This is a genomic window from Mycoplasma sp. 10961, from assembly GCF_055523525.1.
In genome coordinates, this window is record NZ_JBVFVD010000001.1 from 195,522 (window position 1) to 208,970 (window position 13,449).

General features: G+C 28.8%; 11 protein-coding genes. 9 read left to right on the forward strand and 2 right to left on the reverse strand.

Going from position 1 to position 13,449, the window contains the following annotated elements:
* The first annotated feature begins 5 nt into the window (after window positions 1-5).
* The gene (locus AC0B4T_RS00950; RefSeq protein ID WP_465102742.1) at window positions 6-2,333 is read left to right on the forward strand and encodes a PTS sugar transporter subunit IIABC; all 2,328 of its coding nucleotides are present in this window, start codon (window positions 6-8) and stop codon (window positions 2,331-2,333) included.
* Window positions 2,334-2,461: 128 nt separating this feature from the next.
* Here AC0B4T_RS00950 and AC0B4T_RS00955 read toward each other — a convergent pair whose 3' ends face one another.
* Window positions 2,462-3,610, reverse strand: coding sequence for an IS3 family transposase (locus AC0B4T_RS00955; RefSeq protein WP_465102743.1), 1,149 nt, complete (start codon window positions 3,608-3,610; stop codon window positions 2,462-2,464).
* A 102-nt stretch (window positions 3,611-3,712) separates the two neighbouring features.
* Here AC0B4T_RS00955 and AC0B4T_RS00960 point away from each other — a divergent pair, with 102 nt between their 5' ends.
* The 8 genes from AC0B4T_RS00960 to AC0B4T_RS00995 all read left to right on the forward strand — a co-directional run bounded on the left by AC0B4T_RS00960 (window position 3,713) and on the right by AC0B4T_RS00995 (window position 11,596).
* Window positions 3,713-4,072, forward strand: a complete 360-nt coding sequence (locus AC0B4T_RS00960; protein WP_465102545.1) for a hypothetical protein — start codon at window positions 3,713-3,715, stop codon at window positions 4,070-4,072.
* Between the two features lie 383 nt (window positions 4,073-4,455).
* Window positions 4,456-5,238: a hypothetical protein gene (locus AC0B4T_RS00965; protein ID WP_465102744.1), complete on the forward strand. Its 783-nt coding sequence runs from the start codon at window positions 4,456-4,458 to the stop codon at window positions 5,236-5,238.
* 420 nt (window positions 5,239-5,658) lie between these two features.
* Window positions 5,659-5,952 carry a hypothetical protein gene (locus AC0B4T_RS00970; protein WP_465102745.1) on the forward strand — a complete coding sequence of 98 codons (294 nt, stop codon included), beginning with the start codon at window positions 5,659-5,661 and terminating at the stop codon, window positions 5,950-5,952.
* A complete protein-coding gene (locus AC0B4T_RS00975) occupies window positions 5,924-6,448 on the forward strand; it encodes a hypothetical protein (protein WP_465102746.1) in 525 nt (174 codons plus the stop codon). The genes AC0B4T_RS00970 and AC0B4T_RS00975 overlap by 29 nt, the downstream gene beginning before the upstream one ends.
* 181 nt (window positions 6,449-6,629) lie before the next feature.
* Window positions 6,630-9,293, forward strand: a complete 2,664-nt coding sequence (ileS, locus tag AC0B4T_RS00980; RefSeq protein ID WP_465102747.1) for an isoleucine--tRNA ligase — start codon at window positions 6,630-6,632, stop codon at window positions 9,291-9,293.
* Window positions 9,283-9,921 carry a signal peptidase II gene (locus AC0B4T_RS00985; protein ID WP_465102748.1) on the forward strand — a complete coding sequence of 213 codons (639 nt, stop codon included), beginning with the start codon at window positions 9,283-9,285 and terminating at the stop codon, window positions 9,919-9,921. The genes ileS and AC0B4T_RS00985 overlap by 11 nt, the downstream gene beginning before the upstream one ends.
* An 82-nt stretch (window positions 9,922-10,003) precedes the next feature.
* Complete coding sequence (locus AC0B4T_RS00990) at window positions 10,004-11,257, forward strand: YitT family protein (protein WP_465102749.1); 1,254 nt, start codon at window positions 10,004-10,006, stop codon at window positions 11,255-11,257.
* A 93-nt stretch (window positions 11,258-11,350) separates the two neighbouring features.
* Window positions 11,351-11,596, forward strand: a complete 246-nt coding sequence (locus tag AC0B4T_RS00995; protein ID WP_465101742.1) for a hypothetical protein — start codon at window positions 11,351-11,353, stop codon at window positions 11,594-11,596.
* Between the two features lie 36 nt (window positions 11,597-11,632).
* On the opposite strand, the gene ptsP is transcribed toward AC0B4T_RS00995, so the two are convergent.
* Window positions 11,633-13,336 carry a phosphoenolpyruvate--protein phosphotransferase gene (gene ptsP / locus AC0B4T_RS01000; protein ID WP_465102750.1) on the reverse strand — a complete coding sequence of 568 codons (1,704 nt, stop codon included), beginning with the start codon at window positions 13,334-13,336 and terminating at the stop codon, window positions 11,633-11,635.
* Window positions 13,337-13,449 lie beyond the last annotated feature (113 nt).

Genomic DNA, 13,449 nt, shown 5'->3' on the forward strand with positions numbered 1-13,449 from the left:
AAGAAATGTCAATCACAGGACTTTTTAAATCAAAGTCAGCTAAAGCTAGTGATAATTCTAAAAAAGGTAATTTACGCCAAATTTTATCTAAAATTTCTGGCGCATTTATGTTACCTATTTCAGTTATGTCAATTGCTGGATTGTTCCTTGGTGTTGGTGCTGCTATCGCAAGTAACAGTACAGCAGAAGGTGCTAAGAAATTTGGTGAATTTATCCAAACTTTAGGTGACCCAGTGTTTGCTGCATTACCAGTTTTATTTGCTATTGCTTTTGTTATAGCCTTTACTGATGAAGCCGGTGTTGCGGTCTTTGCAACGATTATTGGTTACTTAATATTCGTTGCTGTTCAACAAGTATTTATTACTGAATCTCAGACTCCAGACAAACAACCTCAAGTTGTTATCTTGTTTGAGGGAGCTGGGCGTAGTAAAAGTGAACTTGTTAAAATCGTAGGTAAAACATTAGGATTTACCTCACTTCAAACCTCTGTTTTTGGTGGTATTGCAGTTGGAATGATTGTACAATATTTATACAATAAATTCCACACAATTCAATTACCTCAAATTATTTCATTCTTTGGAGGAAAGAGATTTGTTGCATTAGTAACTATTCCTGCAATGGCTTTGCTTGCAATTGTATTCTTAATTTTCTGACCATGAGTGGGTATTATTCTTAACAAATTAGGTGCCGCATTAGGCAGAACTCCATATGGATTTGATTCCCTAATTTTTGGGTACATCGAAAGATCATTAATTCCATTTGGATTACACCACGTATTCTACTCTCCATTATGATATACATCAGTTGGGGGAGATGCTGGTGCAACTATTGAATCTGGTCTTAAAGCTGCTGGAACTGTAGTTGTTGCTGGTGAAAATACAGCTGCTATTTTAAAGGATTATAACTTAGATAAAGCAGCATTCCAAGGTGACTCAACAGCTGCCTTAAAACTTCTTAAATACGGAAACTTTATTGACTATACCGCTGATGGTAAAAAGTTTGCAATTCCATTGTTTACATTCTTACAAAATAATGGAATGAAAATTGGTAGATTTGCCGATGGTAAATTCTCAGGAATGATGTTTGGACTACCAGCTGCTGCAGCTGCTATGGTGTGAGCCGCTCCAAAAGAAAACCGTAAAGTAGCAATTGGTACTGTGTTCCCTGCTGCACTTACTTCATTTGTAACAGGTGTTACAGAACCAATTGAATTCACATTCTTATTCTTATCACCATTATTATTCTGAGGATTCCACGCTGTTATGATGGCTATTTCATTCTGATTAGCTAACTTACTTGGTGTGCATATTCCAATGGCATTTAGTGGTGGAGCATTAGATATGTTATTATATGGAATTGTTCCAGTTCAAAAAGGAACAAACTTCTGATGACCACTTCTTGTTGGTATTGCTTATGTACCAATTTACTTCTTTGGATTCTTATTTATTATCAAATGACAAAACCTTGAAACCCCAGGTCGCGGAAAAACAGTAAGATTATTTACTAAAAAAGACTACCTAAACAAAAAAGATGGTAAAACTGCAGAAAAAACTGAAGATAAGACAACAGTAGATCCACAAGTTGCTGCTATTGTTGAAGGTTATGGTGGAGTAGATAATATTGTTGCATTTAACAACTGTGCTTCAAGATTAAGATATGATATTAAAGATTTATCTAAAGTATCAGAAGAAAAACTAAAAGCTGCTGGAGCAGTTGCTATTAAAGTCGAAGGTGCAAACCACGTACAAGCAATTATGGGTCCAGTTGCTGAACAATTAAACGCAAAAATTAAATCACAAATTTCACTACTTAGATCTCAATCTCCAGCACCAGTTGTTGAAGAAAAAACTGAAGATCGATGTAATGAAATAAAATTATATAGTCCTTCAAAAGGTAAATTAGTTGATATTAGTGCAGTTCAAGACGGAGTATTCTCTGACAAACTACTAGGAGATGGATTTGCTATCCAAGTTGGTGAAACAGGTAAAGTTGATGTTTATGCACCAATTGATGGTAAAATTACTGTAGCCTACCCAACTAAACATGCCTTTGGCATCGTGTCAACATGTGGAGCATTATCATTACTAATTCATATTGGTGTTGATACTGTTAAACTGGATGGACTTGGATTTACATCACACGTTGAGGTAGACCAAGTTGTATCAAAAGGTGATAAAATTTCTACTGTTGATTTAGATGTTTTAAAAGCTAATGGTATTGCCAAAACTGATGTTATTGTTGTTGCCCTTTCTGAAAGTGCAAAAACTACAGTTGTTTTAGAAAACACTGGATCTTCAGTTGAACAAGCTACCTTAGTTGGAAAAGTACTATAAAATTTAAATACTACCTAAATATATAAAAACATACCATATTTAAACTGGGAAATTTTTTTCGGACGGTTTTACCTTCCCCAACCATACCATTTGGCTAAGCCAAACGGAATGCTTTGGGGAAGGTTTTTTTATCTTATTCTTTTATAATTATATCAGTTTATAAATTCTTTGATTTTTTGTGATAATTCAATAAAAGTAAGTCTTTTACAGGTTTGATCAAAATTTGGGAAAATTTCACTTTTAAGAATTGAGAAGAAATACTCAATTTCACGATTGTCAAGACTATTACCAATTCTTGACATTGATATTTTACCTTTTAGTGATTTTATTTTCTTAGTATATTCAAGCGAAGAATAAGCAGATCCATGGTCAGAATGTAAAATAAAATTATTTTTGAATTTTGTATTGGTGATATTATTCAAAATTAGTTCAGTATCATTTCTAAGTGATAATTCATAGGTCACAAACTTAGTTTTATGATCAATAATTGCAGATAAATAAATATGATTCTGTTCAATATCTTTTGGTGCTGGTATATAGGTCACGTCTGTTGCATATATATTATTGTTGCTTGAATTATAATCTCTTTTTACTAAATCAGGTACTTTAACACTAGTATTTTTAGATTCTTTAGTTTTACGTTTTTGTCTAACAAATGTTTTCAAATTCAGTTTTTTCATATAATTTCCTAGGGTTCTAGGATTTATTTGAATATTATATTCTTGGAAAATATATTTAGCAAGTCTCCTTCGTCCATACCTTTCTTTATTTTCGACAAAACTTTGAAAAATTATTTCTTTGTGTTTAACCTTTAGTTCTTTAGTCTTGTTGTTATCTTTCAATTTCTCGTAATATGTAGATCTTGAAACACATATCATTTTAGATTTTTTAGTATGTGAAAGATTCTTGATTTTCTTTATCTTTGAGATATCTGCATCAATATTATTTTCATTAAAAATTCGATAGTAGTATTTTATAACTGCATCTTTTTCATCATCTTTAAGAGTATCAATTCATGTATAATCGAGAACTTTCTTTTTCTTTCTCCCAACTCCTTTATCTTTCTTAGGTGATTTACCGCTTTGTGATTCTATGTTCATATTTAAATTATACAGTTTTCTTTTCTTTAACATATTTCTCATTGATTCTTTATTTCAGTATACTTTTCTGATATCAAAACATAAATTTTCAAATTCTGACTTGGTTATTCCCAGGTTCAAATATTTATCGTATAAGTCAAAAATTTTGATTCATTCTTTAGTCTTTAAATGTCTCATAACTACCTCTTTTTCTTTATATTAAAAATATTCGGATTTTGTCCGAATATTTTTTCCCTGTCTAATTGGTATGTTTTTCATTTATGTTATAATATTAATATTATGACATATTTTCAACAAGCTACTAGATCAAGTAACCCTAATCCTTTTTATAGTGGCGAACGTAGTTTAAAAATTGATTCAACAGTTGCAATTTTACTAGCCGTTTCATTTATTATTTTTGCAATTATTTGCCTTGCAATGCATAATTATACCCGTCGCAAGATAAAAGAGTATAAAGAAAAACAATTACATGAATATAAGTTAAATAATCCTAGCCGTAAAAATGTAACTTACGAAAATGCCCGCTTATATTTACCTGCCTGGCAAAGAGCTAAATATAATGCCCATATTTTTCTCGCAGTTATTTTTATTGTTGGAGCAATTGCTTTTTTAAGTGGAAGTACTCTAACAACTTTATAAAATTTATCTTATTTGTAATTTTTAACACTATTTTGTTTTTAATAAAATTTAAATTAAAAGATAGACTTAGAATTATCAAAATTTATAAATAACCAATTAATGATTAATTCCAGATTATAACCAGCTGAAAAAATATTAAATGAAAAAATATCTTGATAAATACATTAAAAGAGGTATTAAGTGAAGAACATCATGACAAAAAATTTAGTTAATAGTAATGATACTATCATTTAGAGATTTAGTATTTTCTTTTTTGTAAATTTAAAACTGCAAGAAATTTGTTTTTCATTTATATTAATTTAATGAATATAAAATATTTATGTTAAAAATATCTTGAGAATTTAACATCTTAAATTATTTTAAATATAATAAAAAGGATATTTATGCAAATAAAAACTAAACTTAAAAGATTATTTTACTCTTTCAGTATTCCCGCACTGGCTTTGGCTACACTATCTGCAGTATCTTGTTCTAATACAACAAGTGAACCCTACTTTTCAGAATCAAAAACAGATGATGGTCAAAGAGTGGTTAGATTTCACTATCCAAATAGTGCACCTGATTATGAAAATGCCTTATGATCTTCAGTTTTCTATGACGAAATTGAAAAAAGTGCTCTTTTTGATGATGCTTTTAAAAACGAACATGCAGAAATTATAAAAAAATATAATGATGCTTACAATGAATATCATAAACCAACAACGTATTATGATGAAAAAGATAGTGATGCAAAGTATGCAAAATTAAGAGATGCTCAAAAAGAGGTTATTGCTAAATGGCAAGCAAAAAATATAAAAGTTAATAAAAGTAATATATTTAGTTTAATAAACTCACAAGATGAGTTATCTTCTGATAAATACATTAACATTAAAGATATTTTTAAAAACATTGATTTTAGTAAATCTTCAATCTTAGTTATAAACGGTCTGAACTATGTAACAAACACCTCTAGTTCAGTTGTAAAGGATTCTGGATATTGAATTAAAAAAATTGATATAACAAATAATTTGATTAATCTCCAATATAAATGGGTAGAGATTAGAGAAAAAGGTTCAAGAAGCGCTGCAGAAGATCAAGTTTTAAGTGGTACATCAACGGTACATTACATAGTTATCGATAAACTTTCAGATATTAAAAATTACGATTTTTCATTTACCAAAACTTAACATTACAATAATTTATTTATAAAAGGTTAGCAAGACAATGTTAACCTTTTTTCATTATGATAATTTACCTTTTTATCAGTAATTTGTAGATTTATATAATTGTTCTAAGGTTATTAAGGCGTGCGAAATTGAAGCAATAAAATATTAGATTTATATGTGTTAAGATAGTAATATTTATTTTTCGTAAAGTACCTTAGACCAAACTAAAATTCAAAAAATAGAATAAACTTTGGTATAATTAAAATGTAGATTTTTATGTAACAACTCTGAAAAAATAGCTAAAAAATCTACATAAGTAAAAAAAGAAAGGATACAAAACATGAAATTTAAAAAAAGTAAATTAATTTCATTATCAATATTAAGTTCTTGCATATGAAAACTCTGTTGATGACTTACTTGCTGTTACACATGTGGTACGCCATGAAAAATAAATTAAAATTTATCATAGGAACTTTAACACCCCTTTCTATGACCTTTTTTACTTACTCATGCTCTAGTATTCAACATAATGAATCTGAACCAGATATTAAAGATGAAACAAACAAGGAAGATAAGGAATATGATGAAGCTTATAAGGAACTTTGAAATATTTATACATCTCTAACATCAACGTTCCGTTCTTATATTAAAGAAGGTGTTTTCATGACACCTACAAGTTTGAAAAATATTAACCATATGCCTTATAGTGTTTTTAATTTTATTTTTTGACCTTAATGATCAAAGAGTTTTATATCGTAAATATGTCCAAATCTCTAATAAAGAAGATTTTGATGATCTTATTATAAAAAGATATAAAGAATTAAATAATTTTAACAACGCTGTTGCATCTAATGAAGAAATACAAAAAACATTTGAAAAATTATATTTAAACAATCAGCCTATCGATCAGATCTTAGAGCAAAATCATATTTATATAATAGACTCTAGTGGTTTTTCTGTTAATAATATTCATGAATTTGTTATCCCATTTAAAAACAAAGATTCACAAATTATTAATTTAATTCCATTTGTTTTGCCTCAAAGAGAACCACATGGATTAATATCAAGGAGAACTTGAGGAGTTTTCCTGATTCCTAAAGACAAAATAGTTAAATTTAATCAATTTCCATATCACAGATTATCAGATAGAAGGCAATCTATAATTAATTTTAAAAATAACCTTTTAAAATGATATCAAGATGAATACCGAAAGTTTTATAAAGAATCTTAATAATTTAGACTAAAAGACCTATTAAATAAATAATGGGTCTTTTTTTGTATCAATTTTGAATTATTCCTTGTTATAAATCTATTTATAGACTTTTTTAGATTAATATTAAAATAAACACAATTATCTTATATAATATAAACAATTTTATATATTATAAATTTTGATATTAAAGGAGTTATTTATGGATTATAAAAAAACTTTAAACATGCCCCAAACTAATTTTGAAATGAGGGCTAATTTAACAAATAAAGAGGCTAGTTACCGAAATTTTTGATTAGAATCAAAAATTTACCAAAAAGCTATTTTAAAAAATAAAAATAATAAAAAATTTATTTTACATGATGGTCCACCATATGCAAATGGGGATATTCATATTGGCCATGCACTCAATAAGATTTTAAAAGATATTATCGTGCGTTATAAGACTTTAAAAGGATTTTATTCTCCTTTTGTACTTGGTTGAGATACTCATGGTTTACCTATTGAACATAAAATGCTAAGTGGCGCTAATTTACAGCAAGAAGATTTGAATGTTTTAACATTGCGTAAACGAGCAGCACAATATGCAAGTGAACAAATTATTCGTCAAAAAGAGCAATTTAGTTTATTACAAATTTTTACCGACATGGATAAGATTTATGTAACGATGGATAAACAATACGAAGTAGAACAACTAAAAGTGCTTAAGAAATTTGCATTAGATGGTTTAGTTTACAAAGCATTAAAACCAGTTTATTGATCACCAAGTTCACAAAGTGCATTAGCTGAATCTGAAGTTGAATATCATGATGTAGTATCTCCCTCAATCTTTGTTGCTTTTAAAGTAAAAAGCTCAGATTTTTCAAATATTTTAGTTGATGATAATTTAATTATTTGGACAACAACTCCATGAACTTTAATTGCTAATGCTGCTGTTGCATTAGGCGAAAATATTGAATATGCAAGAGTTAAGGCAAATAATCAATATTATATTATTGCAAGTGAATTAGTTGGTAGTGTTGCTGGAACAATTGGCTGAGAAACTTATGAAGTAGTTACAAGGTTTTTAGGGAAAGAAATTAGCAATATTTCATATCAAACTCCAATTTTAAAACAAGTTGCACAAGTTGTGCTTGGACACCATGTTACTACTGAGAGTGGTTCAGGTCTTGTTCATATTGCACCATTATTTGGAGAAGATGACTTTTTAATTGGAAAGCAAAATAATTTAAATATGATTATGCATATTTCAGATAAAGGTTATATTTATAACACAAATACCCAATTTGATGGTTTATTTTACGATGATGCTAATAAACAAATTTCGGAGTTTCTTGGTGACGCTTTATTAAATTTCAAACGCTTTAAACACTCATACCCACATGATTGACGAACCCATAAACCAATTATTTTCCGTGGAACTCCGCAATGATTTGTCTCAATTGATAAAATTAGGGATAAGATTTTAGACCAAATTGAAAATAATGTAATTACACATTCTCCGTGGGCTAAAAAGCGAATTGCGAAAATGATTGAAAATCGCAATGACTGAACTATTTCGCGCCAAAGGTCATGAGGTGTTCCGTTAATTTTCTTTTATGACCAAAATGACAATCCAGTAATTAAAGAAGATATCTTTGATTATGTAATTGATTTAGTAGGTCAATATGGTACTGATGTTTGATGAGAAAAAACCACTGATGAATTATTGCCTGAGCAATACCGTAATTTAGGTTATAAAAAAGAAATGGATATTATGGATGTTTGATTTGATTCAGGAGTTTCATCAATTGCAACTGATATTGATGGAGGATTTTCACAAGCTCCATATAGTGTTTACTTAGAAGGGTCAGACCAGTACCGTGGGTGATTTAACTCATCTTTAATTAATTCAGTAGCTTATAATGGATTTAGTCCATATGTGAATTTAATCTCACATGGATTTACCCTTGACCAAAAAGGTGAAAAAATGTCTAAATCAAAAGGAAATACTATTTCGCCTTTAGAAGTGGTCTCAAAACGTGGAGCAGATATTTTAAGGTTATGAGTAGCAAATAGTGAGTATACTAATGATGTCACAATTTCTGACACCATTTTAGACCAAAATACTGAAATTTACCGTAAGATACGTAATACTATTAGGTTTTTACTTGGCAATTTACATAATTACCAATATGACCCAAATACTAAACGAAGTGGTATACATTTATTTATTCAAGAACAACTTAATGAATTAAAATATAATGTACAAAATGCATATGATCAATTTAAATTTATTAATGTAATTAAATTGATCAATAATTATATCGTCGAATTATCAAGTTTTTATTTATCAGTTACTAAAGATATTTTATATGTACGTAAGTTTAATGATTCTGAACGTTTAATGATTTTAGCAAATATGTTTGAAATTGCTGAATTCTTAATTGTTGCACTAGCACCAATTTTACCAACAACTGCAGAGGAAGCCTATAGTTATTTCCCGAAAGCAACTAAAGAAGAATCAGTAATGCTTGAAAAGTTAGAAACAGTATCACAACAATCAGTTAACTATGAAATTTTAAAAAAATATCAAGGATTCTTTGAATTTAGGTCACAAGTAAATTTATTAATTGAAAATGCAATTAAAATGGGTAATGTTAAACGTTCTAATGAATTAGAACTTTGTTATGATTTTGCTAAATATACTGCTTACCAAGATTTAGATTTTAAAACTTTACTTGGTGTTGGTAAACTAACTAACAGCAAAGAATTAAAAGTGCAAAAATTTGAATCTTTAAAATGTTTAAGATGTTGAAATCATTTTGAACCAAATACTATTAAAAATGATATATGTGAGAAATGTCATGAAGCACTTGAAACATAGATTAGATAGAAACCTTAATTATATTAAGGCAAATAAATATAAAATTCTTGGTATATATTTAGTTTTATTTGTTTCATTTTTAATCTTATTTTTGTTTGACCAATTGACTAAAACCTTATTATTTGAACATGGTTCTGTTATAAATGATGATAAAGTCTGAATTAATGATCGATTATATGTTGTAACACATGATGGAAGCTTTGTATGAGCTGAAAGCATTTGACCAAATGACCCTAATCAATGACCAGTGTACGGATTTTTAGGAATCAGAAGTATTTGGCATGGAGGAGTTACATTAGTTAAGACAAGAAATCAATTTTTAATTCAAGGATTAAGTGTTGTCTTTTGCACCGTAGTCTTAATTAGCCCTTTAATTTGGCGCAATTTAGGTTATGGCGGAGGAATAATTTTAGGTAATATTTTAGCTGGAGTTGCTGGAAATATGATCGATCGCTTTATTTTTCAAACACATGTTAAAGATGTCTTTTACTTTACTTTTAGTGCTAATTCAGGAACTTTTAACATAGCTGATGTTGAGATAATGATGGGCATTATTAGTTTTGCAATTTACACCTTCTTTTCTTCTCGTAAGAAAACTTATTCTAATATTCAACACTTAGTTGCCTAAGTTTCCTGGACCAAACATCGTCCAGGTTTTTAAATATTTTAATACTTTATTTTTTTAAAAAATAAAGTAAAATATTCCCAATATGGACCAAAGCCAAGAAAAACAAAAAAATATCTTGTTTAGTTTTTTAAATAAAGATAGTCAGGCAAATAATTTAGAGCAAAAACTTGATAATTGTGCTAATAATGCTGAATTATTAAAATTTAAAATGGGGAAATACTTGCATAACTGTCAAAAAGGAAAATTATCTTTTAAAGAAATTGTCCAAAGATATTGATTTAGAATTTTTATGCTCTTTTGAGCAGCCCTTATATTTAATGGTGGAATTCAAGTATTCTTAAAACCTGCTGAAACAATTCCTTCAGGGGTAACTGGAATCCCCACTTTAATTCAATATATAGTACCGGCAACTGAACCTTATTTTGCTTTAATTTATTTAGTTTGTAATTTACCGCTATTTTTAATCTTTTTTAAAAAAGTAAAACTAAGTTTTATCCTCTTTACTTTTATTTTTATGTTATTTCAAATTTTAACTAACCTGATCTTTACTACTCCAGAAGTCTCAGAATGGTTTAAAGATAAAATTGTCTTAACTGAAAAATACTTACCATACACAAATTGAAGTAATTTAATTAATGCAATTATCGGAGCTTCATTAGTGGGCCTTGGAATTTCATTGGCTTGAAAATCTGGTGGCTCAACAGGTGGGACTGATATTATTGGATATTATTTTTCAACTAAAGCTAAAAAAAGTATTGGTCAAGTATTATCAACTCTAGGCTTTGCGAGTGCCTTAGTTTTCTTAATTATTTTTGCATTTATTAAGCCAAATTATTTAAAAGAAGAACCTTTAACAATTCAGCAAATTATGGCTTTAAATTCTCAAGAATATGCACAATTACATGATTATAAAGGAATTAACCAAAATCTTGAAGCAGTAACTAAGCAACATGAACTCATTACCAAAAATTATTATGAATCAAAGATTTATTTTGGTATGCGTGAAATTACTACTTTTATATATATTATTGTAGTAAATTTAGTAGTAAATTTACTATACCCGAAATATAAGAAAGTTTCATTAACTATTATTAGTTCAAATCCCGAGATTGTCATTGCATATTTTAAATTAATTAATTTTTGACATTCATATCGCATTGAAAAATATATCTCTGGTTATACAAATCAAGAAGGAACAAAAATCGTCACAGTGCTTTTAAGCTTAGAAGCAAATAATATTATTGCAGACTTAAAACAAATTGATCCTAAAATTTGAATCTCAGTTGAAAAAGTAACTCAGATCCAAGGGCTCTTTAGCACTGATTATGTTGAATAATAATTACTAAGACCTAATTATGGTCTTATTTTTTTACTTTTTTAGTCTTGCATATAAAAATAATTTATCAATTAAACGGAAGGAGAAATAAGCATGAAATTAAGTAATTTAGAAAAATTAGATGAACAAGAACTTAAGCAAACTAATGCTGCTTTTAGTATTAGTGCCATAGTTTCCAGTATCCCAGTCTTAATGAATTCTTTAGCATCAATTTTAGGATTTTTTAAAGCTGCCTTTTCGATCGATGGCGAAGTAAAAGATAAATTAACAACCTTTAAATGAGACAATACTAAAAAACAAGATACCAACCAAACACCAAGCGGATTTAACTTTTTTTAATATAAAAAGTTGGTTATAAGGATAACCAACTTTTTCTTATACTAATTCTTCATTTAATAATGCTAATACTTCATCTTGTGTGCTTAAGTCTAAAGCACGATTTGCTAAATCTTTCATTTGTTCATAATTTAAATTATTAATTAAATCACGGGCATCTAAAACACTGCTTGCACTCATTGAAAATTCATCAAGTCCTAACCCTACTAAAAGTGGGATAGCACGTTTATCACCAGCCATTTCACCACACATACCTGCTCATTTACCATTTTTATGAGCACCTTTAATTACATGACTAATTAAACGTAAAACTGATGGATTTAATGGTTGATATAAATAAGAAATATTTTCATTCATACGATCAGCGGCCATTGAGTATTGAATTAAATCATTTGTACCAATTGAAACAAAGTCGGCATGTTCACTAAATTTATCTGCTAAAATAGCTGCTGCAGGAGTTTCAATCATTAATCCAACTTCTATATCATAGATTGGCTTAATGTTTGGATATTGATCTTTTAATTCATTGTAACATTTTATAAATACTTCTTTCGCATCTAAAAATTCACGTACATTTGTAATCATTGGGAACATAATTGCAACTTTTCCAAATTCACTAGCGCGAATTAAGGCACGTAATTGTGTTTTGAAAATATCTAAGTTTTGTAAACAAAATCTAATTGCACGGTAACCTAAAAATGGATTCATTTCTTCTGGGAACTTAAAGTATTTTAAGGTTTTATCACCACCAATATCTAAAGTTCTAATAACAACTCTTTTACCTTTCATGCCCTCAACAACTGCTTTATAAGCATTAAATTGTTCTTCTTCAGTTGGTCAATTAGCATTATCCATGTATAAAAATTCTGATCTAAATAATCCAATACCTTCAGCATCATTGTCAATAACACCAGGTAAGTCTTTTGGTGTACCAATATTAGCGGCTAATTCTACATGTTTACCATCAAGAGTTTTTGATTCTTGTCCCTTTAGTTTTGTAAGCATTGCCAAATAATTTAAATATTTTTCTTTTGCAACCTGGAATTTTTGGGTTTCTTCTTGATTAGGATTTAAAATAACCTCTCCAGTTGCTCCATCTAAGGTGATTAAATCCCCATGCATTGCATGTTCCATAACACCTGCTGCTCCAACTACAGATGGAATTCCAAGGCTACGGGCCATAATAGCTGTATGCGATGTAGGTCCACCAATATTTGTTACAAATCCTTTAACAAATTCTTTGTTTAATTGTACTGTTTGTGATGGACTTAGATCTTGAGCAACAATAACGACTTCTTCGCTAATATTAGCTAAATCAGGTTCTTCTAAGCCATTTAAAACGTATAAAAGTTTTTTAAGTACATCTTTGATATCAGCGGCTCTTTCACGCATATATTCATCATCCATCATTTCAAACGTACTTGCAAAACTCGTGTAAAATTCTTTAACAGCATATTCTGCTGTTTCAGAATTATTTTTAATATTATTTTCAATTGTTTCAATTGCAAAAGGATCATTGACAAAGCCAATATGTGCTTCAAAGATTGCAGCATGTTCTGGGTCTTGTGCCAGTTTTTTAGTTTGCTGTATTTTTGCTACAACTTTTTCTCTTGCTTCTTGATATAAATTAAGTTCACCTTGTACATCATTAGTTTTTTGAGTAATTTCAACCGGTAATTCTTCGATTTTGAAGATTTTTGAAATTGCTACACCTTTTGATGCTCCGATACCTTTAATATTCATAATATACCTCCCATATATTGTTAATTTGCTTTAAATTCTATAATGTTATATTTTAATAGAAAATATTAATAATTAAATAGATTATACAAAGAAAAATAAAAAAAAGGTGGAAT